The sequence below is a fragment of the Pseudomonas sp. PI1 genome (assembly GCF_000812405.1).
In the GTDB taxonomy this organism is placed as follows: domain Bacteria; phylum Pseudomonadota; class Gammaproteobacteria; order Pseudomonadales; family Pseudomonadaceae; genus Pseudomonas; species Pseudomonas citronellolis.
In genome coordinates this window covers 42,751-65,897 of record NZ_JWMC01000019.1, presented here as the reverse complement: position 1 = coordinate 65,897, position 23,147 = coordinate 42,751, and the positions used below count along the sequence as shown (strand labels likewise).

At 67.8% G+C, this 23,147-nt stretch carries 21 protein-coding genes; 7 read left to right on the top strand and 14 right to left on the bottom strand.

The window, feature by feature from the left end; translation table 11 throughout:
• Window positions 1-153: 153 nt before the first annotated feature.
• Together RN02_RS08270 and RN02_RS08265 are read left to right on the top strand one after the other, a co-directional pair.
• Window positions 154-639 carry a hypothetical protein gene (locus RN02_RS08270; RefSeq protein ID WP_043314049.1) on the top strand — a complete coding sequence of 162 codons (486 nt, stop codon included), beginning with the start codon at window positions 154-156 and terminating at the stop codon, window positions 637-639.
• Window positions 636-881 (top strand): hypothetical protein, encoded by a 246-nt coding sequence (locus RN02_RS08265; protein WP_009615887.1) that lies wholly within the window; start codon window positions 636-638, stop codon window positions 879-881. The genes RN02_RS08270 and RN02_RS08265 overlap by 4 nt, the downstream gene beginning before the upstream one ends.
• Window positions 882-1,305: 424 nt before the next feature.
• On the opposite strand, the gene RN02_RS08260 is transcribed toward RN02_RS08265, so the two are convergent.
• The 11 genes from RN02_RS08260 to eat all read right to left on the bottom strand — a co-directional run bounded on the left by RN02_RS08260 (window position 1,306) and on the right by eat (window position 12,336).
• Window positions 1,306-2,355, bottom strand: coding sequence for an alkene reductase (locus tag RN02_RS08260; RefSeq protein ID WP_043314048.1), 1,050 nt, complete (start codon window positions 2,353-2,355; stop codon window positions 1,306-1,308).
• A gap of 57 nt (window positions 2,356-2,412) precedes the next feature.
• Complete coding sequence (locus RN02_RS08255) at window positions 2,413-3,576, bottom strand: MFS transporter (protein ID WP_043314047.1); 1,164 nt, start codon at window positions 3,574-3,576, stop codon at window positions 2,413-2,415.
• A 47-nt stretch (window positions 3,577-3,623) separates the two neighbouring features.
• Entirely contained in the window at window positions 3,624-3,935 is a 312-nt protein-coding gene (locus RN02_RS08250) for an ArsR/SmtB family transcription factor (RefSeq protein WP_043273253.1), read from the bottom strand.
• Window positions 3,936-4,637: 702 nt separating this feature from the next.
• The gene (gene ppa / locus RN02_RS08245) at window positions 4,638-5,168 is read right to left on the bottom strand and encodes an inorganic diphosphatase (RefSeq protein ID WP_009615962.1); all 531 of its coding nucleotides are present in this window, start codon (window positions 5,166-5,168) and stop codon (window positions 4,638-4,640) included.
• 82 nt (window positions 5,169-5,250) lie between these two features.
• On the bottom strand, window positions 5,251-6,069 hold the full coding sequence (locus RN02_RS08240) for a zinc-dependent peptidase (RefSeq protein ID WP_009615963.1): 819 nt from the start codon (window positions 6,067-6,069) through the stop codon (window positions 5,251-5,253).
• A 7-nt stretch (window positions 6,070-6,076) separates the two neighbouring features.
• Window positions 6,077-6,736: a DedA family protein gene (locus RN02_RS08235; protein ID WP_043314046.1), complete on the bottom strand. Its 660-nt coding sequence runs from the start codon at window positions 6,734-6,736 to the stop codon at window positions 6,077-6,079.
• A 247-nt stretch (window positions 6,737-6,983) separates the two neighbouring features.
• Complete coding sequence (locus RN02_RS08230; RefSeq protein ID WP_009615965.1) at window positions 6,984-7,874, bottom strand: substrate-binding periplasmic protein; 891 nt, start codon at window positions 7,872-7,874, stop codon at window positions 6,984-6,986.
• Window positions 7,875-7,966: 92 nt separating this feature from the next.
• Window positions 7,967-8,431, bottom strand: coding sequence for a GNAT family N-acetyltransferase (locus RN02_RS08225; protein WP_009615966.1), 465 nt, complete (start codon window positions 8,429-8,431; stop codon window positions 7,967-7,969).
• A 270-nt stretch (window positions 8,432-8,701) separates the two neighbouring features.
• Window positions 8,702-9,514, bottom strand: a complete 813-nt coding sequence (gene eutC / locus RN02_RS08220; protein WP_043314045.1) for an ethanolamine ammonia-lyase subunit EutC — start codon at window positions 9,512-9,514, stop codon at window positions 8,702-8,704.
• Window positions 9,515-9,524: 10 nt separating this feature from the next.
• A complete protein-coding gene (locus RN02_RS08215; RefSeq protein WP_043314044.1) occupies window positions 9,525-10,919 on the bottom strand; it encodes an ethanolamine ammonia-lyase subunit EutB in 1,395 nt (464 codons plus the stop codon).
• Window positions 10,920-10,971: 52 nt separating this feature from the next.
• Window positions 10,972-12,336 (bottom strand): ethanolamine permease, encoded by a 1,365-nt coding sequence (gene eat, locus RN02_RS08210; protein ID WP_043273217.1) that lies wholly within the window; start codon window positions 12,334-12,336, stop codon window positions 10,972-10,974.
• A gap of 303 nt (window positions 12,337-12,639) precedes the next feature.
• Here eat and qhpR point away from each other — a divergent pair, with 303 nt between their 5' ends.
• On the top strand, window positions 12,640-13,689 hold the full coding sequence (qhpR, locus tag RN02_RS08205) for an AraC-like transcriptional regulator QhpR (RefSeq protein ID WP_043273215.1): 1,050 nt from the start codon (window positions 12,640-12,642) through the stop codon (window positions 13,687-13,689).
• Between the two features lie 275 nt (window positions 13,690-13,964).
• Here the strand turns inward: qhpR and exaC are convergent, their stop codons facing one another.
• Complete coding sequence (gene exaC, locus RN02_RS08200; RefSeq protein ID WP_043314043.1) at window positions 13,965-15,485, bottom strand: acetaldehyde dehydrogenase ExaC; 1,521 nt, start codon at window positions 15,483-15,485, stop codon at window positions 13,965-13,967.
• A 304-nt stretch (window positions 15,486-15,789) separates the two neighbouring features.
• Between exaC and RN02_RS08195 the strand changes: the two genes are divergently transcribed.
• From RN02_RS08195 to RN02_RS08180, 4 genes are all read left to right on the top strand, one after another.
• Window positions 15,790-17,700 (top strand): sigma-54-dependent Fis family transcriptional regulator, encoded by a 1,911-nt coding sequence (locus RN02_RS08195; protein WP_043314042.1) that lies wholly within the window; start codon window positions 15,790-15,792, stop codon window positions 17,698-17,700.
• 310 nt (window positions 17,701-18,010) lie between these two features.
• Window positions 18,011-19,363, top strand: a complete 1,353-nt coding sequence (gene mpl / locus RN02_RS08190; RefSeq protein WP_043314041.1) for a UDP-N-acetylmuramate:L-alanyl-gamma-D-glutamyl-meso-diaminopimelate ligase — start codon at window positions 18,011-18,013, stop codon at window positions 19,361-19,363.
• A 1-nt stretch (window position 19,364) separates the two neighbouring features.
• The gene (gene ubiX, locus RN02_RS08185; protein ID WP_043314040.1) at window positions 19,365-19,994 is read left to right on the top strand and encodes a flavin prenyltransferase UbiX; all 630 of its coding nucleotides are present in this window, start codon (window positions 19,365-19,367) and stop codon (window positions 19,992-19,994) included.
• Window positions 19,995-20,010: 16 nt separating this feature from the next.
• Entirely contained in the window at window positions 20,011-20,271 is a 261-nt protein-coding gene (locus RN02_RS08180) for a YceK/YidQ family lipoprotein (protein WP_043314039.1), read from the top strand.
• Window positions 20,272-20,890: 619 nt separating this feature from the next.
• On the opposite strand, the gene RN02_RS08175 is transcribed toward RN02_RS08180, so the two are convergent.
• Window positions 20,891-21,532: an oxidoreductase gene (locus RN02_RS08175; RefSeq protein ID WP_009615978.1), complete on the bottom strand. Its 642-nt coding sequence runs from the start codon at window positions 21,530-21,532 to the stop codon at window positions 20,891-20,893.
• 42 nt (window positions 21,533-21,574) lie between these two features.
• Window positions 21,575-23,089 (bottom strand): C13 family peptidase, encoded by a 1,515-nt coding sequence (locus tag RN02_RS08170; protein WP_043314038.1) that lies wholly within the window; start codon window positions 23,087-23,089, stop codon window positions 21,575-21,577.
• Window positions 23,090-23,147: the final 58 nt, after the last annotated feature.

Sequence of the window (23,147 nt, the reverse complement as noted above, 5' to 3'; positions counted from 1 at the left end):
GCTGGATCGCGGATAAATCCTATAGCGCTCATACGACCTGGAATGTCCAGGCTCTTGTATGCATGTCAGCACTTTCGTCTTTGTGCTCCGCGGGCTATGCCGGGCAAAGCGATTCCATTCTGCTAGGGCCTTTTATGGACAAAGGCTCGGTATGTGGAGACGCAACAACGATCGATTTGCAGCAGCCGGGGCATCTGTTTTGCGCTGACCAGCATCCGTTTGCAGCCCCATGAACGCAATCGCCTGAGGTTGCTGCGCTATTCATCGACGTCGCTGCCGAATCAGGATGTCGCCGACTTCGTCATTGAAGTCTTCGACTATATGCAGGTCAAAGACAGGGAATGCAGTCTTGAAGTCGCCCTGTCCGAACCGCTGACTCGACAAGTGGCGGATGCTCTAAATAGGCAGAATCTCCAGGTCGCGCTCACCCTGAGTGGCATTGCCGGGGGCCTGGTAGGCTTCGGCAACAAGTTTGCCGGTATTGCCGCAGGTGGGGCGGTAAGAAAGTACTCACTTTCTCGGCTGAGGAGTTTTCATGCCGGCGACAGGATATTGAGCGTGGCGGCCAGTGTCAGTGGCGGTATCGGTCCCCAGGCCACCTTGCAATCGACTCTGATTACCCGAGCCCACCCGACATGATGCTCAGCGAGTTAATCCATCTGTTCGTCGCCTTTGTCCTGATGCTGGTGCTGTTCCGCTGCGTGAGGAAAAGTTCCAGCAGGACTTGGCTGGCGGTGGCGCTGGTGTTGATAGGGGGTGTGTTGATGTATTGGCAGCCACCATTCCGGCTGTGGATGATCGACTTGCCGACAGTGGGATTGTTCGGTTTCATCATCGGCGTCTGCTTCTTTTACGAACGCAACAAGGCGGCAGACGAGTGAGGGACCTCGCTAAGATTTATTGTCGCAAGCGGGCCCTGCCCGCGATTCGCGCGCAGGGCGCGCTCCTGCATGGTTTGTAACGGTATTCACCGGTGGCTTTCGTGCTTTGGGTTGGCTCCGTTTTCTCTCCCGGAAGGGAGAGGGACCGTTCGGAGCGCTTGGATGGAGTCAGCCGGCTAGCCCAGAGACTGCCGGTTAAAGCCAGGCCCCCTCTCGGCACGGTCTAGCCCCCTCTCCCTTCAGGGAGAGGGCTGGGGAGAGGGGCTCTTAACCCTCAACTGAAGCGATACCCCATCACCCACCACCGCATGGGTTTCGCAGGCTCAACCCATCCTACGAAAAGCGCGCCGGCGCAGTTGGCAACATATCCGCCGCAAACGAAAAGGGCGCCTCCAGGAGGCGCCCTTTTCTTCATGCCCTGTCCTTACAACCGCGGGTAATCCAGATACCCGACCGGCCCCTTGGCGTAGAAGGTCTCCGGATGCGGCTCGTTCAGCGGCGCGTCCTTGGCCAGGCGTTCCACCAGGTCCGGGTTGGCGATGAAGGGGATGCCGAAGGCCACCGCGTCCGCCTTGCCGCTGGCCAGCCAGGCGTTGGCGCTGGCCTTGGTGAAGCGCTCGTTGGCGATGTACGGGCCGCCGAAGATTGCCTTCAGTTTCGGGCCGATGCTGTCGGGGCCTTCCTTCTCGCGGGTGCAGATGAAGGCGATGCCGCGCTTGCCCAGTTCGCGGGCCACGTAGCCGAAGGTCGCCAGCGGGTCGGCATCGCCCATGTCGTGGGAGTCCATGCGCGGCGCCAGGTGCACGCCGACGCGGCCGGCGCCCCAGACTTCGATGGCGGCGTCGGTGACTTCCAGCAGCAGGCGCGCGCGGTTCTCGATGGAGCCGCCGTACTGGTCGGTGCGCTGGTTGGTGCTGCTCTGCAGGAACTGGTCGAGCAGGTAGCCGTTGGCGCCGTGGATCTCCACGCCGTCGAAGCCGGCGGCCTTGGCGTTCTCGGCGCCCTGGCGGTAGGCCTCGACGATGTCGGCGATCTCTTCGGTCTCCAGCGCGCGCGGGGTGACGAACTCCTTGATCGGGCGCACCAGGCTGACGTGGCCGGCCGGCTTGATGGCGCTGGGCGCCACCGGCGTTTCGCCGTTCAGGTACAGCGGGTCGGAGATGCGGCCGACGTGCCACAGCTGCAGGAAGATGCGCCCGCCGTTGGCGTGCACGGCCTTGGTCACGTTGCTCCAGCCGCGCACCTGGTCGTCGGACCAGATGCCGGGGGTGTCGGGGTAGCCGACGCCCATGGGCGTCACCGAGGTGGCTTCGCTGAGGATCAGGCCGGCGTCGGCGCGCTGGGTGTAGTACTCGGCCATCAGCGCGTTGGGCACGCGGCCCTCGTCGGCGCGGCAGCGGGTCAGCGGGGCCATGATGATGCGGTTCGGCAGTTGCAGGTCGCCGAGGGTGATCGGGTCGAAGAGCGTGGTCATTGCTGCGGTGCTCCGTTACGGGATGTTCGGTGAGGGTTCGGTGGATGTTCGATAGGTTCAGTCCAGGACGGGCTGCGTCTGGTTGGGCTTGCCGCTGAAGGCGATCATCACCGCGATCAGCGCCAGTACTGCGAGCAGGGCGCCGGCCAGGGGCACGCGGGTCAGCCCCAGGCCATGGTCGATGACGCTGCCGCCGACCCAGGCGCCGATGGCGTTGCCGACGTTGAAGGCGCCGATGTTCAGGGTGGCGACGAGATTCGGCGCGCTCTGGCCGACGCGCACCACGTTGACCTGCAGGGCCGGCACGGCGGCGAAGGCGGCCGCGGCCCAGACGAACAGAGTGATCTCGGCCGGCAGCAGCGAGTGGCTGGTCCAGCTCAGCGCCGCGGAAACCACGGCCATGGTGGCGAACACCCCGGCCAGGGTGGTGCCCAGGCGCCAGTCGGCGAGGCGGCCGCCGAGGATGTTGCCGAAGGTCAGGCCCAGGCCGATCAGCACCAGGGTCCAGGTCACGCCGCGCGGCGACACCTGGGTGACTTCGCCGAGCAGCGGCGCGACGTAGGTGAACAGGGCGAACACCGCGGCGGAGAACAGCACGGTGGTGGCCAGCGCCAGCCACAGCTGGCCGCTGCGCAGGGCCGCGGCTTCCTGGCGCAGGTCCACGGCCTCTTCGTCGTGCCCGGCGGGCAGGATGCGCCACAGGCCGATGAGCGCGAACACGCCGATCACCGTCACCACCCAGAAGGTCGAGCGCCAGCCGGCGACCTGGCCCAGCGCGGTGCCCAGGGGCACGCCGAGCACGTTGGCGAGGGTCAGTCCGGTGAACATCAGCGCCACGGCGGAAGCCCGGCGGTTGGCCGGCACCAGGCCGGCGGCGACCACCGAACCGATGCCGAAGAAGGCGCCATGGCACAGCGCGGTGACGATCCGCGCCAGCATCAGCATGCCGTAGCTGGCGGCGACGGCGCAGAGGAAGTTGCCGAGGATGAAGATGCCCATGAGCATCAGCAGCGCGCGCTTGCGCGGCAGCTTGGCGGTCAGCAGCGCCATGATGGGCGCGCCGATGGCCACGCCGAAGGCATAGCCGCTGACCAGCCAGCCGGCGCTGGGGATGGACACCGCGAGGTCGCCGGCCACGTCCGGCAGCAGCCCCATGATGACGAATTCCGTGGTGCCGATGGCGAACGCGGACAAAGCGAGGACGAGAAGCGGAAGGGGCATGCGCCTGCTCCTGAAAAAAGTGGGACGTTCTAGGCAGTTCGCTGCGACTACAGCGCTTCGCTCAAGTGGCGAACAAAGGCCGCGATGGTGTCTTCATTGCGTTTGAAGAAGTGCCACTGGCCGATTTTCCGACTGGTCACCAATCCGGCGCGCTGGAGGGTGGCCAGATGCGCCGACACGGTGGATTGCGACAACCCGGTGCGCTGGTCGAACTTCCCGGCGCAGACGCCGATGGCGAAAGGCTGGTGCTCCTGCTCGTCGAAATAGCGCTCCGGCTCCTTCAGCCAGCGCAGCATGTCGCGCCGCACGGGGTGGGCCAGGGCCTTGAAGATCTCGTCGAGGTTCAGTGCTTCGCTCATCGCTGCCTTTGTGTGTATCGCTTGGGAACGAACTATATATCGGTGAAAAGCGATATGAATTCGTTTGGGTCGATGATGATGATCGATGGGGTTGATAGTAGGCGAGCGGAGGGCGGTCCGGCTTTAGATCCTGTCTCCTGCAGAACCCGGAGCGGTGGCTGGGGTATCCCGATTGCCAGTAACAGGCAACTGGTGCGAAGAGAGGCAGAGGACTCCAGTGGGCTGCCGTACCTGGAGTACGCCGCGTTGGACGAGTTTCTCGAGCGCTTCGCCCCCCTCTGGGCCTGGCGCCTCTTTAGGACGCCAGGTTCACAGGAAACAAGCGCCTTGGGAGCATCGACGCCTCGAGGTCTCATATCGATCCCTACGCACGTTCGATGGTGACTTGTGTTGCCCTGGCAGCGGTCGAGACGAAGCGTCTCCCGGGCGGATGGGGGATTCCCGCGGGCATTAAAAAAGCCGGCTTGTGGCCGGCTCTTCAGGGGGTGGCCCGTCCTTACTTCTGGTAAGCAGCGACCGCCTTTGAATGCTGTGGACGCGGCTCTGGGACCGGCGTCTTGGGCGCGCACTTTAGCAAATTCGGCCGGGCTTGCCTAATGGCTTTTCCGCCAGGCGCCGTCGTTGCGACGGACGTGACCGCTACGCGCAGAAAAAAGCCCCGCGCGGGGCGGGGCTTCTTCGTGGCGGGTCACCCCGCGACCATCACTTGGCCTGGAAGGCGGCGACGGCCTTGGTGATGTAGGAGCGCGCTTCTTCGGCGTTGCCCCAACCTTCGACCTTGACCCACTTGCCCTTCTCGAGGTCCTTGTAGTTCTCGAAGAAGTGCTTGATCTGCTCCAGCAGCAGGGCCGGCAGGTCGGTGTATTCCTTCACGTCGTGGTACAGCACGCTCAGCTTGTCGTGCGGTACGGCGATCAGCTTGGCGTCGCCGCCGGCTTCGTCGCTCATGTTCAGCACGCCGACCGGACGGGCGCGGATCACCGAACCCGGGGCCACCGGGTAGGGGGTCACGACCAGCACGTCCAGGGGGTCGCCGTCGTCGGCCAGGGTGTTGGGGATGAAGCCGTAGTTGGCCGGGTAGAACATCGGGGTGGCCATGAAACGGTCGACGAACAGGCAGTCGGTGTCCTTGTCGATCTCGTACTTGATCGGCGCGTGGTTGGCCGGGATCTCGATGGCGACGTAGATGTCGTTCGGCAGGTCTTTGCCAGCCGGGATGCTGCTGTAGCTCATGGACGACTCCAAGGGGGTTGGTCGGGCCGAAAAAGTGCGGCGGATTATAGGCAGATTGCCGTGGCCAAGCCACAGACATCGCTCAGTGCGCCGGAGTTTCCTGATAGTCGGGGTGCTCGCGCTGCAGTCGCTGCAGGCGCGCAAGCGGATCTTGCCGGTAGAACAGCCCCAGTTGCTCGTAGACCTTCGGATAGGCTTGGTGCAGCAGGTCCGGGGCGGTGAAGAAGTATTCGCTGGTGACGGCGAAGAATTCCGCCGGGTTCTCCGCCGCGTAGGGATCGATGGCGGTGTGCGCCTCGGGATGGCGATCGAGCTTGCGGTTCATCTCGTCGTAGGCCGATTTCATGGCCGCCGACCAGTCGCCGATGCGCATGTCGCGGTGCAGCGGCGGCAGGCCGTTGGCGTCGCCGTCGAGCATGTCCAGCTTGTGCGCCAGTTCGTGGATCACCAGGTTGTAGGCGTCCCAGCCGCCGCCGTTTTCCACTCCGGGCCAGGCCAGCACCACAGGGCCCTGCAGCGAGGTTTCGCCGCTGCGCTCGTCGTCGAACTCGTGGATCACCCCGGCCGGGTCGCGGTGCTTCTGCGGGCTGAGGAAGTCGTCCGGGTAGAGCACCAGCTCGTGGAAGCCGCCGTACCAGTTCAGCTCCGGCAGGTGCAGCAGCGGCAGCTGGGCCTGGGCCGCCAGCAGCAGGCAGCGGAAGTCGTCCAGCTCGACGCCGGGCAGGGCGGTGAGGTGCTTGTCGCGCAGGAACAGCAGCGCCCGCTCGCCGAGCAGGCGCAGTTCCTCTTCGCTCAGGCCGTCGAGGATCGGCAGGTGGCGCAGCACCTCGGCCCACAGCTGGGCGTCCAGCGGGTGGCGGGCGAGGAAGCGCCGGCGGCGCCAGGCGCTGAACGACCACATCGCGGTATCAGCGCTCCGAGGCCTGCGGCTTGCCGTTGCGCGCCAGCTTGTGGCGGATCACGCCGATCAGCATGGGCACCAGGGAGAAGGCGATGATGGCGATGATCATCACCGAGAGGTTCTGCTTGATGAAGGGCACGTTGCCAAAGAAGTAGCCCAGGGTGACCAGGCCGCCGACCCAGGCGACGCTGCCGGCGACGCTGAAGAACAGGAAGCGCAGGTAGGGCATGTAGGCCATGCCGGCGACGAAGGGGGCGAAGGTGCGCACGATGGGCAGGAAGCGCGCGAGGGTCACGGTCTTGCCGCCGTGGCGCTCGTAGAAGGCGTGGGTCTGGTCCAGGTAGTCGCGGCGGAACACCTTGGAGTCCGGGTTGCTGAACAGGCGCTTGCCCAGGGTTCGGCCGATCACGTAGTTGGTGCTGTCGCCGCTGATGGCCGCGAACAGCAGCAGGCTGCCCAGCACCCACGGGTCCATGCCGCCGGTGGCGCAGATGGCGCCGGCGATGAACAGCAGGGAGTCGCCGGGGAGGAAGGGCGTTACCACCAGGCCGGTTTCGCAGAAGATCACCAGGAACAGGATGGCGTAGATCCAGGCCCCGTAGTTGTTGACCAGCAGCGAGAGATAGGTGTCGAGATGCAGAACGAGGTCGATCGGGTTGAAATCCATGAGGCGCCTTGAAAACCGCGTGGTGAACTGCCGAGCCCGGCATTATAGGCACCCCCGCGTTGCCGTGGGGCGCGCTTTGTCGCAGGCGTCTGCCCACGACAGGTTGCAGGATATTACAGCGCGCGAGTGAAAAGACTGTCGGCATGAAGGCTGCAGTTCCGCAGTGGAAATCTCTGTCGGAACCTCGCCCGATGTCCCTGTCCGGGGGCGCTTTTGGCGCCGGTGCGGCTGTCGAAGCGGGGCCGGGCTAGCGCAGGCTCGCCTGCCAGTCCAGGGTTGGCGCCGCTGGGCGGTTGTCGGCGCCTTCGCGGGCGCGGTCGTGGCCGGCGGCGCCTGGTACCTGCTCGGCTAGCGGGTGTTCGGCCACGGCGCGGATGCCCTGGGCGGTTTCCAGGTGGGCGTCGGCGATCAGCTGTTGCAGGCGCCCGCTCTGGCGCAGCGTGCGCAGGCCGCGGTCGAGGTTGGCGGCCAGCGCCTCGCCGCCGGTGCGGGTCTTGGGAATCAGCACGTAGAGGGGCTTGACCTCCAGCGGCGGTTCGATGAATTCCAGTTGCTCGCGCAGCGCCGGGGCGTTGCGCGCCAGCAGATGGTAGCCGGTGTAGCGGTCCACCACCGCCAGGTCGAGGCGCCCGCGCAGGAGTTTTTCCAGGTTCTGCCAGTCGTTGTTGACCACTTCCTTGGTGAGGAAGTCGGCCTTGTCGAAGTCCGCCTGGTTGACGTAGCCGCGCACCACGCCGATGCGGTAGGGGCGCAGGCTGTCGAGGTCGCCGGCGCGGTAGGCGATGGCGCGGTCGCGGCGGTGGAAGAAGCCCAGTTGCGAGTCCAGCAGCGGCATCGAGGTGTAGAAGTCGCGGCTGCGGTCGGCCGACAGGTAGGCCGGCATCAGGGCGTCGTAGTGACCTTCGCGGGTTTCGTTGAGGGCCCGCTGCCAGGGCAGGAACACCCGCTCGGCGCGGTCACCGTTGAGCGCCAGGGCTTCGTCGAGGATGCGGCTGGCCAGGCCCTGGCCGGGCAGGTCGGCGCCGACGTAGGGCTCCCAGTCGAGGGTGGCCACGCGCAGGGTATCGGCCTGGACGGTGCCCAGGCCGAACAGCAGGAGCAGGGAGAAGTGACGCAGTAGACGCTGGGGAATGCCCATGGAGCCCCTTAGCCGCCGAACGCCGGGCGGCACGTGCGATGCTTCACTGTAATGCTGGCGTTAAGCCATTGCCAGCGTAATGCGCCCTCGGCTTAGACGAGATCGTCGCTGATGGGCAGGATGTAGTTCTTGAACTCGGTGTCCTCGCGGAAGCCGATGGACTCGTAGACCTTCTGCGCCACTTCGTTGTTGGTGCTGGTGGACACGCGCATGCGCACGGCGTTGGTTTCCCGCGCCATCTGCCGGGCGTGCTGCAGCAGGTGGTCGGCCACCAGCTGGCGGCGGGCGTCCTCGGCGACGTAGATGTCGTTGAGGATCCACACGCGCTTGAGCGACAGCGAGGAGAAGCTCGGGTACAGCTGGCAGAAGCCCAGCAGCTTGTCGTCGCTGTCGTCCGGCAGCGCCAGGTAGATCACCGATTCCTTGCGCTTGAGGCGCTTCTCGAGGAATTTCCGCGAGGATTCGGGGTAGGGCAGCATCCCGTAGAACTCACGATACTTGACGAACAGCGGGGCGAGCAGGTCGAGGTGATCGAGGGTGGCTTGCACGATGCGCATGGGCGGATCTCTGCGTTCGGTGAATGGGCTGCTGTCACGATGCAGGTGCTGTGCCAGCACAGCACTGCCCGGATGCTGCACCAGAAATCGTTGAAAGCGCAATCCAAGCGAGCGTTTGATCGACAGTGGTGTTTCGGCCGGACGCAGGGCAATTGTCCTGCCGGCTGCGCCGAGGCGCTTTTCGTAGGATGGGTTGAGCCTGCGAAACCCATGCGGTTGCGGTGATGGGTATCGCTTCGCTCAACCCATCCTACGAAGCAGGAGCGTGCCCTAGCGCCCCGCCAGCAGGAAGTTGACCCCCGGCCCCTGGCCTTCCAGCGTCGGCAGTTCCGCCTCGTCCTTCAGGTTCACCCCCGAGAGCTGACGGCGGCAGGCTTCGCGCATCAGGTACAGCAGGCGGTGGGCGGCCATGCCGTAGCTCAGGCCTTCCAGGCGCACGTTGGAGATGCAGTTGCGGTAGGCGTCGTTCAGGCCGACCTTCGGCGCCCAGGTGAAGTACAGGCCGAGGCTGTCCGGCGAGCTGAGGCCGGGGCGTTCGCCGATGAGGATGACCACCATCTTCGCCCGCAGCAGTTCGCCCACCTCGTCCGCCACCGCCACCCGTCCCTGTTGCACCAGGGCCACCGGCGACAGGCTCCAGTTCTCGGCCGCGGCCATGTCTTCCAGGCGTTCCAGGAAGGGCAGGGCATGACGTTGCACGGCCAGCGCGGAGAGTCCGTCGGCCACCACCACGGCCAGGTCGTAGCCCGCGGGGTTGGCCTCGCCGTGCTGGCGCAGCAGCGCCGCCGAGTCTTCATTCAGGCGGCGGCCCAGGTCGGGGCGCTGCAGGTAGGTGTGGCGGTCGGCGGCGGCGCTGTGCAGCAGCAGGCTGGCGCGCCCGCGTTCGGCCAGGGCGGCGCTCAGGCCGGCGTGGTCGAAGCTCAGGTGCACGGCGTCGCGGGCCTGGGCGTGGGCGAACTGGAAGTCCAGTTGCGCCCTGGTCGGCAGGCTGGTGCCGGCGCGGCCCAGGGCGATGCGCGCGGGGGTCAGGCGGCGCAGTTCCTGCCAGGGGTTGGGGGTGGCGGTGGACTTCTCTTCGCTCATCCGCGCGTCCTCAGTTCAGTTGCGCCAGGGCCGGGCGGAACGCCGGCGGCAGTTGCTCGGCCAGGCGCACCTTGCCTTCGCGCTGCTGCAGGATGTGCATGCGTTCCAGCCACTGCTCGAACTCCGGCGCCGGGCGCAGGCCCAGGCTCTGGCGGGCGTAGAGGGCGTCGTGGAAGGAGGTGGTCTGGTAGTTGAGCATCACGTCGTCGGAGCCGGGGATGCCCATGATGAAGTTGATGCCGGCCACGCCCAGCAGGGTCAGCAGCATGTCCATGTCGTCCTGGTCGGCCTCGGCATGGTTGGTGTAGCAGATGTCGCAGCCCATGGGCACGCCCAGCAGCTTGCCGCAGAAGTGGTCCTCCAGGCCGGCGCGGATGATCTGCTTGCCGTTGTACAGGTATTCCGGGCCGATGAAGCCGACCACGGTGTTCACCAGGAACGGCTTGAAGTGCCGGGCCACGGCGTAGGCGCGGGCCTCGCAGGTCTGCTGGTCGACGCCGTGGTGGGCGTTGGCCGAGAGCGCGCTGCCCTGGCCGGTCTCGAAGTACATGAGGTTGTCGCCCAGTGTCCCGCGCTTGAGCGACAGGCCGGCCTCGTAGCCTTCCTGCAGCACCGCCAGGCTCACGCCGAAGCTGGCGTTGGCCGCCTCGGTGCCGGCGATGGACTGGAACACCAGGTCCAGCGGCGCGCCGCGGTTGATCGCCTCGATGGAGCTGGTGACGTGGGTGAGCACGCAGGACTGGGTGGGGATTTCGTAGCGCTGGATGATGGCGTCGAGCATTTCCAGCAGGGTGCAGATGGATTGCAGGCTGTCGGTGGCCGGGTTGATCCCCAGCATGGCGTCGCCGTTGCCGTAGAGCAGGCCATCGAGGACGCTGGCGGCGATGCCGGCCGGATCGTCGGTGGGGTGGTTGGGCTGCAGCCGGGTGGACAGCCGGCCGCGCAGCCCCTGGGTATTACGGAAGCGGGTGACCACGCGGATTTTCTGCGCCACCAGCACCAGGTCCTGCACGCGCATGATCTTCGATACCGCGGCCGCCATCTCCGGCGTCAGCCCCGGCGCCAGGGCGCGCAGGCTGGCCTCGTCGGCGGCGTCGCCGAGCAGCCAGTCGCGGAAGTCGCCCACCGTCAGGTGGCTGACCGGGGCGAAGGCGGCGCGGTCGTGGCCGTCGATGATCAGCCGGGTGACTTCGTCGGCTTCGTAGGGGATCAGCGCCTCGTCGAGGAAGCGCTTGAGCGGCACCTCGGCCAGGGCCATCTGCGCGGCCACGCGCTCGGCGTCGCTGCTGGCGGCGACGCCGGCCAGGCAGTCGCCGGAGCGCGCCGGGCTGGCCTTGGCCATCAGTTGCCTGAGGCTGTCGAAGCGCCAGGTCTGGCCACCGACGCTGTGGACGTATCCGGGCATGGGAACTCCTTGTGCTCAACGGCGCCGGACCTCGCGGCCCGGCGCGGGTGGATCAACCTTCGCTGGCGAAGCTGGCCGGCACGCCACGGCGCGCGGCGATCACCAGGTTGCAGCAGATGAAGCCGGCGAGCATCAGCGCCAGGAACACCAGGGCGATCACCTGGTTGTACCACAGCATGGCAGCCAGGCAGACCAGCGCCAGGGCCAGGGCGATGCCCGGCACTATCGGGTAGCCGGGCGCGCGGAAGGTGCGCTCCAGGTGCGGCTCGCTGCGGCGCAGCTTGAACAGGCTGAGCATGCTCATGATGTACATGACGATGGCGCCGAACACGCTCATGGTGATCATCGCGGCGGTCAGGGTCATGCCCTGCAGGCTGATCAGGTTGTCGCTGAAGATCGCCGCGATGCCCACCACGCCGCCGGCGAGGATGGCCCGGTGCGGGGTCTGGAAGCGCGACAGCTTCGCAAGGCTTGCGGGCAGGAAGCCGGCGCGGGCCAGGGCGAAGAACTGCCGCGAGTAGCCGAGGATGATGCCGTGGAAGCTGGCCACCAGGCCGAACAGGCCGATCCACACCAGCATGTGCATCCAGGTGGAGTTGTTGCCGACCACCGCTTTCATCGCCTGCGGCAGCGGGTCGTTGATGTTCGACAGCTCGCGCCAGTCGCCGACGCCGCCGGCGAAGATCATCACGCCGATGGCCAGGGTCACCAGGGTGAGGATGCCGGCGATGTAGGCGCGCGGGATGGTGCGTTTCGGGTCCTTGGCTTCCTCGGCGGCCATGGCCGCGCCCTCGATGGCGAGGAAGAACCAGATGGCGAAGGGAATGGCCGCGAAGATGCCGCCGATGGCCGCGCTGCTGAAGGTGCTGGAGCCGGCCCAGCCGTTGAGCACGAAGTTGCTGAAGCTGAAGCCCGGCGCCACCACGCCCATGAACACCAGCAGCTCGGCCACCGCGAGCACGGTGACCACCAGCTCGAAGGTGGCGGCGATGCTCACGCCGAGGATGTTCAGTGTCATGAAGATGGCGTAGGCGCCGGTGGCCGCCCATTTCGGGTCCAGCGCCGGGAACTGCACGTTGAGGTAGGCGCCGATGGCCATGGCGATGGCCGGCGGGGCGAAGACGAACTCGATCAGGGTGGCGATGCCGGCGATGGTCGCCCCGGTCTTGCCGAAGGCCCGCAGGCTGTAGGCGAAGGGGCCGCCGGCGTGGGGGATGGCGGTGGTCAGCTCGGTGTAGCTGAAGATGAAGCAGGTGTACATCAGGGCCACCATCAGGGTGGTGACCAGGAAGCCCAGGGTGCCGGCGGTGCCCCAGCCGTAGCTCCAGCCGAAGTACTCGCCGGAAATCACCAGGCCCACGGCCAGGCCCCAGAGGTGCAAGGTTCCCAGCGTCGGTTTTAGTTGTGATGCGCTCATTGCGGACTCCTCTGCCCCTCGGGGCGTGGACGGGTTGCCTGGCTTCGATGGTAGCGACGGCGGGGGCCCAGGACTTGACCCTGGAGCCCGCCGTGCGGTCTCTGCGGTCAAGTTGCAACGAGGTGTTACCCATCGCCCCAGGATGGCGCGGGGCCTGCACGGGAATGTCGCGTCCAGGGGCCGATGCGGCGGCTGTCATGGGGTATTTCGGGCCTCCGGGGCGAGGCACGGTAATTGCTAACGGTAAACGGTAATTGCTAAGTAGTTTTGTCGGATAAGCGATCAATAACAACGAGCGTGCCCATGAACCCGTCCCTGTTTTCCTGTGCCGTCGCCACGCCCTCGGCGAGCAACCTGGGCGTGCTGTCCGCCGCCGCCAGCGGCCTGGATGGCTTCATCACCGCCCAGGGCGGCGACATCGACCGCGTCTTCGGCCGCGCCGGCATCGACCCCGAGCGCCTGCGCCACCCCACCCTGAGCCTGGCCCTGACCAACTATTGCCAGGTACTGGAGGAGGCGGCGCGGCAGTCCGGCTGCGACAACTTCGGCCTGCGCTACGGCCAGCAGTTCCAGCCCCGTGCCCTTGGCCTGCTGGGCTACGTGGGGCTGTGTTCGGAAACCCTGGAAGACGCCCTGCGCAACTTCGCCGCGGCCTTTCCCTTCCACCAGCACAGTACCCTGATCCGCCTGGTGGATTGCGGCGAGTGCTACCGCTTCGACTACCAGGTGCAGCACGGCGCCATCCTCGACCGCCGCCAGGACGCCGAGCTGACCATGGGCATGGCGCTGAACCTGCTGCGCCACGCCCTCGGCCAGGACTGGTCGCCGCGCGCGGTGGGCTTCGAGCATGCCCGCCCGGAGGACTGGCAGGAGCACGCGCGGGTGTTTGGCGCGCCGGTGCACTTCCAGCGCGGCTGTAATTCGCTGCTGGTGCCCAAGGCCGACATCAAGGGCCGGCTAATGCCCGAGCGCGACGCCAACCTGCTGTTCCTGGTGCAAGACGTGATTCGCCGCCTGGGCGAGCAGGGCCGCGGGCCGGACCTGCTGGAAGACGCCGGCACCCAGATCCGCCTGGCCCTGAGCGAGGGCGAACCGGTGCTGGAACTGATCGCCGAGCGCCTGGAGCTGACCACCGCCGGCCTGCAACGGCGCCTGCGCGAGGCCGGACTGAGCTTCAGCCAGTTGGTGGAAAACACCCGCCGCGAACTGGCGGTGCACTACCTGCGCCAGCGCCAACGGCCGATCTCCGAGCTGGCGCCGCTGCTGGGCTACTCCGAGACCAGCGCCTTCTCCCGCGCCTTCCGCCGCTGGTTCGGCGTGAGCCCGCGGCAATGGCGCAGCGACGAAGCCTGATCTTCCCGGCCGCGCCGGCGCACGCCTGCAACGTAGGACCTTGACCGCGATAACCGGAGATTCCGGCGCGGATTACGCTGCGCGACCCGCGCCGTTCCCATGTAGGAGCGCGCCCTGCGCGCGAATCGCGGGCAGGGCCCGCTCCTACAGGTTGACTGCGAATTTCCCATCCATGCCGGGAGATAACGGCGGATAACCGCGAACGCTTACTTCTTCGAGACGAAAAAAAGCGCGACCCGAAGGCCGCGCGGAAGAGAGTCGGAAGCTCGGTCGGATCAGAAGAAGCCCAGCGGGTTGATGTCGTAGCTGACCAGCAGGTTCTTGGTCTGCTGGTAGTGGTCGAGCATCATCTTGTGGGTCTCGCGGCCCACGCCGGATTTCTTGTAGCCGCCGAACGCGGCGTGCGCCGGGTACAGGTGGTAGCAGTTGGTCCACACGCGGCCGGCCTTGATGCCGCGGCCCATGCGGTAGGCGCGGTTGATGTCGCGGGTCCAGACGCCGGCGCCCAGGCCGTACTCGGTGTCGTTGGCGATGGCCAGGGCCTCGGCCTCGTCCTTGAAGGTGGTGACGCCCACCACCGGGCCGAAGATTTCTTCCTGGAACACGCGCATCTTGTTGCTGCCCTTGAGCAGCGTCGGCTGGATGTAGTAGCCGGTGGCCAGGCTGCCTTCGAGCTTCTCGACCTGGCCGCCGACCAGCACTTCGGCGCCTTCCTGCTGGGCGATGTCGAGGTAGGAGAGGATCTTGTCGAACTGCTGCTGCGAGGCCTGGGCGCCGACCATGGTGTCGGTGTCCAGCGGGTCGCCGCGCTTGATCGCCTTGACCTTCTTCATCACCACTTCCATGAACTGCGGGTAGATGGATTCCTGCACCAGCGCGCGGGACGGGCAGGTGCACACCTCGCCCTGGTTGAAGAAGGCCAGCACCAGGCCCTCGGCGGCCTTCTCGATGAAGGTCGGCTCGGCCTGCATGATGTCTTCGAAGTAGATGTTCGGGCTCTTGCCGCCCAGTTCCACGGTGCTGGGGATGATGTTCTTCGCCGCGCACTCGAGGATGTGCGAGCCCACCGGGGTGGAGCCGGTGAAGGCGATCTTGGCGATGCGCTTGCTGGTGGCCAGCGCCTCGCCGGCTTCCTTGCCGAAGCCTTGGACGACGTTGAGCACGCCCGGCGGCAGCAGGTCGCCGATGATCTCCATCAGCACGCAGATGCCCAGCGGCGTCTGCTCGGCCGGCTTGAGCACCACGCAGTTGCCGGCGGCCAGGGCCGGGGCGAGTTTCCAGGCGGCCATCAGCAGCGGGAAGTTCCACGGGATGATCTGCCCGACCACGCCCAGCGGCTCGTGGATGTGGTAGGCCACGGTAGTGTCGTTGATCTCCGCGGCCGAGCCTTCCTGGGCGCGGATGCAGCCGGCGAAGTAGCGGAAGTGGTCGGCGGCCAGCGGGATGTCGGCGTTGAGGGTTTCGCGCACCGGCTTGCCGTTGTCCCAGGTCTCGGTGACGGCGAGCACTTCCAGGTTCTGTTCGATGCGGTCGGCGATCTTCAGCAGGACCAGCGAGCGCTCCTGCACCGAGGTGCGGCCCCAGGCATCGGCCGCGGCATGGGCGGCGTCCAGGGCCTTGTCGATGTCGGCGGCGTCGGAGCGGGGGAACTCGGCGATGGGCTGGCCGTTCACCGGCGAGGTGTTGACGAAGTACTGGCCGTTGACCGGGGGCACGAACTCGCCACCGATGTAGTTGCCGTAGCGGGACTTGAAGGAAACGACAGCACCTTGGCTACCGGGTTGGGCGTAACGCATGGTGGATCTCCTGGCTCTTGTGCTTGTTGGGGAGGACGCGTTTGCGGTCTGACAAGCGTAGAGCAAGGGCCGGGCCATGCCAGCGCGAACCGCGTGGTTGCTGGGCCGGCGGTCGGCTGGCGGGCGCCCGCCGACGGGCGGTGTGGCAGCGCTGGCACAGGCCGGGGTGACAGTTTGTCCCGCATCCGGTACAGCGGCTGACCGCCAGGTCACGCGGGCATTGCATTGCGCGGCGCGCTGGACGATGCTGCGGGAACGGTCGCCCCGGGACTGCCTGCCGTCCCTTCCGTGGAGAACCATAACAATGAGTGCGAACGCCATGAGTCGCCACGCCCGCCAGGTCATGACGGTGGCCCGTGGGCAGCAACCGGCCAGCGGCCCCGCCGCCGATCCGTCGATCGCCCGTTCCTGGCTGCGCTGCCTGGAGGAATACCACCTCGACCCGGCGCAGACGCTGCCGCCCACGGTGCTGGAGCACCGGCGCATGCTGGAGCGCCGCGAAGGCCTGCAGCAGGTGCTGGAGATCGCCAGCGGCGAGATGACCAGCCTGCGCCAGCAGCTTGCCGGCGCCGGCCACGCGGTGCTACTCACCGACGCCCGCGGGGTGATCCTCAACCGCGTCTGCGACGAGGCCGAGCGCGCCACCTTCGAACACGCCGGGCTATGGCTGGGCGCCGACTGGAGCGAGGCCCGCGAGGGCACCAACGGCATCGGCACCTGCCTCATCGAGCGCCAGGCGCTGACCATCCACCGCGACGAACATTTCCGCAGCCTGCACACCGGCCTGACCTGCTCGGCGAGCCCGGTGTTCGACCCCCACGGCGAACTGCTGGCGGTGCTCGACGTGTCCTCGGCGCGCCGCGACCTGTCGCGGCAGAGCCAGTTCCACACCATGGCCCTGGTCAACCTCTCGGCGAAGATGATCGAGAGCTGTTACTTCCTGCGCCGCTTCGAAGGCCAGTGGCTGCTGCGCTTCCACCTGCAGGCCGAGTACGTCGGGCTGTTCAGCGAGGGCCTGGTGGCCTTCGACGGCGCCGGGCGCATCCTCGCCGCCAACCAGGGCGCGCTGAACCTGCTCGACCGCCCGCGCGACGGCCTACTCGGCCGATCGGTGGAGGACTGCTTCGACATCCGCCTGGACGAACTGCTCGGCCGCGCCAGCACCCAGGCCGGCCTCAGCTGGCCGCTGCGCAGCCATGCCGGGCGCCAGTTCCACGCCCAGCTGCGGGGCGAGCCGCGGCCGCTGGTGGTGCCCGTGGCGCGGCCGGCGCCTGTCGCCCCGGGGCTGTGCCTGGGCGACGAACACCTGGCCGCGGACTTCCGCCGCGCCCTCAAGGTCTATGCCCACGACGTGCCGCTGCTGTTGCACGGCGAGACCGGCTCGGGCAAGGAGGCCTTCGCCAAGGCCGTGCACCAGTCCGGCGAGCGCGCCGGCAAGGCCTTCGTCGCGCTGAACTGCGCGGCCATCCCGGAAAGCCTGATCGAGAGCGAGCTGTTCGGCTACCGCGGCGGCAGCTTCACCGGCGCGCGCAAGGAAGGCATGCGCGGCAAGCTGCTGCAGGCCGACGGCGGCACCCTGTTCCTCGACGAGATTGGCGACATGCCCCTGGCCCTGCAGACGCGCCTGCTGCGCGTACTGGAAGAGCGCCAGGTGGTGCCCCTGGGCGACGGCGTGGCGCAGCCGGTGGACCTGCGCCTGATCAGCGCCACCCACCGCAACCTGGAAGAGCTGGTGGCCGCCGGCACCTTCCGCGAAGACCTCTACTACCGCCTCAACGGCCTGGTGCTGCAACTGCCGGCCCTGCGCGAGCGCGAGGACCGGCCGCAGCTGCTGGCGCAACTGCTCGCCGAGGAATCCCGGGGCCGGTCCATCGTGCTCGACGAGGACGTGCGCCAGGTCCTGCTCGACCATCCCTGGCCGGGCAACGTGCGCCAGCTGCGCAACGTGCTGCGCACCCTGGTGGCGCTGAGCGAGGGCGGCCGCGTGCACCTGGCCGACCTGCCGGTGGACATCCGCCGCGCCGCGCAACCCAAGCCCGCGCCCGAAGCGGAGGCGCCCGCCGACTGCCTGCTCGACGCCGAGCGCGGCGCGCTGCTGGCGGTGCTGGAGGCGCAGCGCTGGCACATGAGCCGCACCGCGCAGCAGCTGGGCATCAGCCGCAACACCCTCTACCGCAAGCTGCGCCGCCACGGTTTGAGCCGCTCCGTACCGTAGGGCGTACAACCGTTCGCGGTTGTACGCCGTTTGACCCAGGCCCCAGGCGGCTCCGGGTTCGACCTTGGCGGTGGGGGCGGCTGTGTAGATGGATGGCTTCAGGTTCGACCTTGGCTTTGGGTGAAGATTGGGTGTATCGGCGGATAACCGCGAACGGTTATACGCCCTACGCCAGGCCCACCAATGGCTTGCGTGGAACCCCCGCCCAATGGCGCCGTCTGATGCATCCAGCCACCCCGCCGGCACCCGGCGCTGTGCTAATCTGCCGCCCATTCGAAGCGCCTTCCCAGGCTTGATTGCAGGAGTCTGCATGCATATCCACATCCTCGGCATCTGCGGCACCTTCATGGGCTCGCTGGCCGTGCTGGCCAAGGAACTGGGGCACCGCGTCACCGGTTCCGACGCCAACGTCTACCCGCCCATGAGCACCCAGCTGCAGGCCCAGGGCATCGAGCTGATGCAGGGCTACGAGCCCGCCCACCTGGAGCCGGCGCCGGACCTGGTGGTGATCGGCAACGCCCTGTCGCGCGGCAACCCGGCGGTGGAGCACGTGCTGAACAAGGGCCTGCCCTACGTTTCCGGCCCGCAGTGGCTGGCCGACCACGTGCTGCAGGGCCGCTGGGTGCTGGCCGCCGCCGGCACCCACGGCAAGACCACCACCAGCAGCATGCTGGCCTGGGTGCTGGAGCATGCCGGCATGAGCCCGGGCTTCCTGATCGGCGGCGTGCCGCAGAACTTCGGCGTCTCCGCGCGCCTGGGCGGCACGCCGTTCTTCGTGGTGGAGGCCGACGAGTACGACAGCGCCTTCTTCGACAAGCGCTCCAAGTTCGTCCACTACCGCCCGCGCACCGCCATCCTGAACAACCTGGAATTCGATCACGCGGACATCTTCCCCGACCTGGCCGCCATCGAGCGGCAGTTCCACCACCTGGTGCGGACCATCCCCGGCGAAGGCCTGATCATCCACCCGGAAAACGAAACCGCGCTCAAGCGCGTGATCGGCATGGGCTGCTGGACCCCGGTGCAGACCACCGGCGAGGGCGGCCAGTGGCAGGCGCGCCTGCTCAGCGCCGATGGCTCGCGCTTCGAGGTGCTGTTCGACGGCGCCGCCCAGGGCACGGTGGAGTGGGAACTGACCGGCCAGCACAACGTCGCCAACGCCCTGGCCTGCCTGGCCGCGGCGCGCCACGTCGGCGTGGTGCCGGAGCTGGGCTGCGCCGCGCTGTCGGCGTTCAAGAGCGTCAAGCGGCGCATGGAGAAGGTCGCCGAAGTGAAGGGCGTGACCCTCTACGACGACTTCGCCCACCATCCGACCGCCATCGCCACCACCCTCGACGGCCTGCGCAAGCGCGTCGGCGACGCCCCGGTGATCGCCGTGGTCGAGCCGCGCTCCAACTCCATGAAGCTCGGTGCCCACCGCGACGGCCTGGCGGACAGCGTCACCCAGGCCGACCAGGTGTTCTGGTACGCGCCGCCGAACCTGGGCTGGGACCTGGCCGCCACTGTGGCCGGCTCGACCGTGCCGACCCAGGTGTGCGACTCCCTGGAAGCCATCATCGAGGGCGTGAAGGCCGTGGCCACGCCGGGCACCCAGGTGGTGATCATGAGCAACGGCGGCTTCGGCGGCCTGCACGGCAAGCTGGCCAAGGCCCTGGAGGACTGAGATGGCGGGAGCCGAACGCGTCACCCTGGCGATGACCGGCGCCTCCGGCGCGCAGTACGGCCTGCGCCTGCTCGACTGCCTGGTGCAGGAAGACCGCGAGGTGCACTTCCTGATCTCCAAGGCCGCGCAACTGGTGGTGGCCACCGAGACCGACGTGACCCTGCCGGGCAAGCCCCAGGCGATGCAGGCCTTCCTCAGCGAATACACCGGCGCCGCGCCGGGGCAGATTCGCGTCTACGGCAAGGAAGACTGGATGGCCCCGGTAGCCTCCGGCTCCGGCGCGCCCGGCTCGATGGTGGTGGTGCCCTGTTCCACCGGCACGCTGTCGGCGATCGCCAGCGGCGCCTGCAACAACCTGATCGAGCGCGCCGCCGACGTCGCCCTGAAGGAGCGCCGCCAGCTGATCCTGGTGCCGCGCGAGGCGCCGCTCTCCAGCATCCACCTGGAGAACATGCTCAAGCTGTCCAACCTGGGCGCGGTGATCCTGCCGGCGGCGCCGGGTTTCTACCACCAGCCGCAGACCATCGACGACCTGATCGACTTCGTGGTCGCGCGCATCCTCAACCAACTGGGCATCCCCCAGGACATGCTACCGCGCTGGGGCGAACACCACCTTGTCAGTGACGAATAAGCTCCTCGCCGCCCTGATGCTGCTGCAGCTGGGCGGCTGCGCCACCGTGAAGACCCTCGACGCCAACAAGCCCGGCGCCCCGCTGATCTATGCCGGCACGCGGCTGGACTGGTATTCCATCAACGGCGGTTGTTGCCCGCAGGATCATTACGGCACCGAGGCGCCGAAATACCCGCGGCTGGACCTGCCGGGTAGCGCGTTGCTGGACACCGTGCTGTTGCCGCTGTCGATCGCCGCCGAGCTGGGGATCGGCCTGCAGGTGTGGGGCGGGAATTGACGCCGCGGGCCTTGCCCGCGAATCGCGCGCAGGGCGCGCTCCTACAGGTGGGCGTCGCGTAGAGCGGATCCTATCCGCGAACCGCGCCGGAGCCCCCGGCTATCGCGGACAAGGTCCGCTCCTACAGGGGAATGCCATGCCTCATGCCGAACTGTAGGAGCGGGCCCTGCCCGCGAAATCGCGCGCAGGTTGCGCTCCTGCAGGTGGGCGTCGCGTAGGAGCGGATCTTATCCGCGAACCGCGCCGGAGCCCCCGGCTATCGCGGACAAGGTCCGCTCCTACAGGGGAATGCCATGCCTCATGTCGAACTGTAGGAGCGGGCCCTGCCCGCGAATCGCGCGCAGGGCGCGCTCCTACAGGTGGGTGTCGCGTAGGAGTGGATCCTATACGCGAATCGCGCCGGAATCTCCGGCTATCGCGGACAAGGTCCGCTCCTACAGGGGAATGCCATGCTTCATGCCGAACTGGGAGCGGGCCCTGCCCGCGAAATCGCGCGCAGGGCGCAACAGGAAACACCGTCGTAGGATGGTGTTGAGCGAAGCGATACCCATCGCCACGGCCGCATGGGTTTCGCCAAGGCTCAACCCATCCTACGAAGAGCGCCTCGGCGCTGTCGGGACTATTTCCCCAGCCTGCGCAGCTCATCCGACTCCACGAACCGCACACCCTTGCCCGTCTCCAGGGCCAGGCGCCAGAGGGCGCGGGCCAGGGCGCAGGCTTCGATGCCGTGCAACTTGCCGGGGAGGATGCGGGCGAAGGGCGCGGCGAGCAGTTCGGCCAGGCGGATTTCCTCGCGCTGGCCCAGCAGCAGGGACGGGCGGGCGATGGTCAGTTGCGCCCAGCCCTGTTTCTGCAGGGCCTCTTCCAGCTCGCCCTTGACGCGGTTGTAGAACAGCGAGGACTTGCTGTCCGCGCCCAGCGCGCTGACCACCACGTAGTGCCGCGCGCCGAGCTTGAGCGCGTGCTCGCCCAGGGCCAGCGGCAGGTCGTAGTCCACCGCCTTGAAGGCCGCCTCCGAGCCGGCCTCCTTGAGGGTGGTGCCCAGGCAGCAGAACACCGTGTCCACCGGTCCGGCCAGGTTGGGGATGAGTTCGGCCAGCGGGCCGATGGGGTTCTCCAGGCGCGGGTGGGCGGCCAGTGGCCGGCGCGTAGGCGCCAGCACGCGCTTGACCGTCGGCTCGCTGAGCATGCGGTCGAGCAGGTGTTCGCCGGTGAGGCCGGTGGCGCCGGCGAGAATGACATGCGTCGGTGTTGAATACATCCTGGTTTCTCCGCTGACACAGTTACAAGCGTAGTTGCCGGGCTATCGTTTTTCCTGCACGTGCCCCGCATCGGCGCTCAGGGCCCGGCTGGCCTGGCCCGCACGCAAGGTGTTCCAGCGCTGCAGCACGGCCGCTGGCGCCCACAGCTGCGGCTCGGAAGCGTCGAAGCCGTCCGCCGCCTCGCGCCGGGCGACCTCGCTGCTGGCCAGCTGGAAGGCCTGCTGCAGGTCGTCGGTGGCGTTCAGGGCGTTGGCGAACAGGGCCTGGCCGAAGTAGGTGAAGTCCGCTTCCTCGGAACAGCCGAAGGACACCCGGTCGCTGCGCGCCGCCGTCATGATCAGAGTCCTGTCGTCCTTCAGAGGTTCGATGAAGCCGCCGCTGTAGCAGGCCGAGATCACCAGCACCTTGTCGCGATCCTTCAGCGGCGCGAGGAGTTCGGCCAGGTCGGCGGCGGGCAGGTTGTCCAGGCGGATGCCGGGCATGTCGAGGATCAACTGGTGGTCGTGGCTGCCGTGGCTGGTCAGGTAGATGAACACCAGGTCTTCCGGGCCGCTGCTGCGCGCCAGGGCGCGGATCGCCCGCGCCAGGCTTTCGCGGGTGGCCATGGGGCGGTCGTCGGCATGGTTGCGGTTGTTCACCAGGGTAACCACGCCGCGCGCGCCGAAGCGCTGGCCGAGCAGGCGGGCGACGTAGTCGGCCTCGCGCAGGAACACGCTCTGCTTGCCGTCGCCGCCCACGCTCAGGGCGTACAGCTCCACCTGCGGCGTGGAAGGCGGCAGCGCGGCCAGGGCGCGGTCGAGCAGGCGGCCCTGTTCCAGCAGGCCGATCTCCACCGGGTTGGGCAGGCGCCGGCCCTGTTCGTCGCGGCGCAGCAGACCGTTGCTCCAGGTGCCGGCCTGCAGGCGCCCGTCGGCGCCGCGCAGGCTGCCCTTGCCGGCGAACTTGCCGTCGGCGAACTGGCCACGGTAGACCTGGCCGTCGGCCTGGGTCAGCACGCCTTCGCCGGCGAAGCGCCAGTCCTTGAAGCCGCCTTCGTAGCGGCTGCCGTCGCGGCCCTCGTACTTGCCCTGGCCGTTCAGCGCGCCCTGGCTGAACTGGCCGCTCCAGACGTCGCCGTCGGCGTTGACGAAGCGCCCCTGGCCGCTGAATTCGGTGTTCTCGAAGCCGCCCTCGTAGCGGTCGCCGTCGGCATCGCTGAAGCTGCCCTTGCCGCGCAGCTGGCCGTTCTCGAAGGTGCCGGCGTATTCGTTGCCCTGGCCGTCGTCCAGTTGGCCCTGGCCGTGGTAGAGGCCGGCGCGGAAGCCGCCCTGGTAGTGGCTGCCGTCGGCGCCGTGCCATTCGCCCGGGCCGTCGAACAGGCCCTTGGCGAAGCGGCCCTGGTACCAGGCGCCGTTGCCGTGCTCCAGGCGCCCCTCGCCATGCAGGCGGCCATCGACGAGGGCGCCGTGGTAGCGCGCGCCGTCGGGCAGCACCAGGTCGGCCGAGGGCTGGGCGGGGCCCTGGTCGCAGGCCGCCAGGGCCAGGATCAGGGCGAGGAGGGGAAGGTGCAGGCGCATGCGGCAGGTCGGTCACGGCGGTTTTGCACCAGTGTGACGCAAAAAAGCCCGCGGGCGC

What these genes read in the sequence shown, in the direction of transcription:
- RN02_RS08175 (WP_009615978.1), bottom strand. Translation starts at nt 21,532, where the DNA reads ATGTATTCAACACCGACGCATGTCATTCTCGCCGGCGCCACCGGCCTC.
- RN02_RS08195 (WP_043314042.1), top strand. Translation starts at nt 15,790, where the DNA reads ATGAGTGCGAACGCCATGAGTCGCCACGCCCGCCAGGTCATGACGGTG.
- RN02_RS08215 (WP_043314044.1), bottom strand. Translation starts at nt 10,919, where the DNA reads ATGCCCGGATACGTCCACAGCGTCGGTGGCCAGACCTGGCGCTTCGAC.
- ubiX (WP_043314040.1), top strand. Translation starts at nt 19,365, where the DNA reads ATGGCGGGAGCCGAACGCGTCACCCTGGCGATGACCGGCGCCTCCGGC.
- eutC (WP_043314045.1), bottom strand. Translation starts at nt 9,514, where the DNA reads ATGAGCGAAGAGAAGTCCACCGCCACCCCCAACCCCTGGCAGGAACTG.
- RN02_RS08260 (WP_043314048.1), bottom strand. Translation starts at nt 2,355, where the DNA reads ATGACCACGCTCTTCGACCCGATCACCCTCGGCGACCTGCAACTGCCG.
- RN02_RS08170 (WP_043314038.1), bottom strand. Translation starts at nt 23,089, where the DNA reads ATGCGCCTGCACCTTCCCCTCCTCGCCCTGATCCTGGCCCTGGCGGCC.
- RN02_RS08180 (WP_043314039.1), top strand. Translation starts at nt 20,011, where the DNA reads ATGCTGCTGCAGCTGGGCGGCTGCGCCACCGTGAAGACCCTCGACGCC.
- RN02_RS08265 (WP_009615887.1), top strand. Translation starts at nt 636, where the DNA reads ATGATGCTCAGCGAGTTAATCCATCTGTTCGTCGCCTTTGTCCTGATG.
- RN02_RS08240 (WP_009615963.1), bottom strand. Translation starts at nt 6,069, where the DNA reads ATGTGGTCGTTCAGCGCCTGGCGCCGCCGGCGCTTCCTCGCCCGCCAC.
- RN02_RS08225 (WP_009615966.1), bottom strand. Translation starts at nt 8,431, where the DNA reads ATGCGCATCGTGCAAGCCACCCTCGATCACCTCGACCTGCTCGCCCCG.
- mpl (WP_043314041.1), top strand. Translation starts at nt 18,011, where the DNA reads ATGCATATCCACATCCTCGGCATCTGCGGCACCTTCATGGGCTCGCTG.
- RN02_RS08255 (WP_043314047.1), bottom strand. Translation starts at nt 3,576, where the DNA reads ATGCCCCTTCCGCTTCTCGTCCTCGCTTTGTCCGCGTTCGCCATCGGC.
- qhpR (WP_043273215.1), top strand. Translation starts at nt 12,640, where the DNA reads ATGAACCCGTCCCTGTTTTCCTGTGCCGTCGCCACGCCCTCGGCGAGC.
- ppa (WP_009615962.1), bottom strand. Translation starts at nt 5,168, where the DNA reads ATGAGCTACAGCAGCATCCCGGCTGGCAAAGACCTGCCGAACGACATC.
- RN02_RS08230 (WP_009615965.1), bottom strand. Translation starts at nt 7,874, where the DNA reads ATGGGCATTCCCCAGCGTCTACTGCGTCACTTCTCCCTGCTCCTGCTG.
- exaC (WP_043314043.1), bottom strand. Translation starts at nt 15,485, where the DNA reads ATGCGTTACGCCCAACCCGGTAGCCAAGGTGCTGTCGTTTCCTTCAAG.
- RN02_RS08235 (WP_043314046.1), bottom strand. Translation starts at nt 6,736, where the DNA reads ATGGATTTCAACCCGATCGACCTCGTTCTGCATCTCGACACCTATCTC.
- eat (WP_043273217.1), bottom strand. Translation starts at nt 12,336, where the DNA reads ATGAGCGCATCACAACTAAAACCGACGCTGGGAACCTTGCACCTCTGG.
- RN02_RS08250 (WP_043273253.1), bottom strand. Translation starts at nt 3,935, where the DNA reads ATGAGCGAAGCACTGAACCTCGACGAGATCTTCAAGGCCCTGGCCCAC.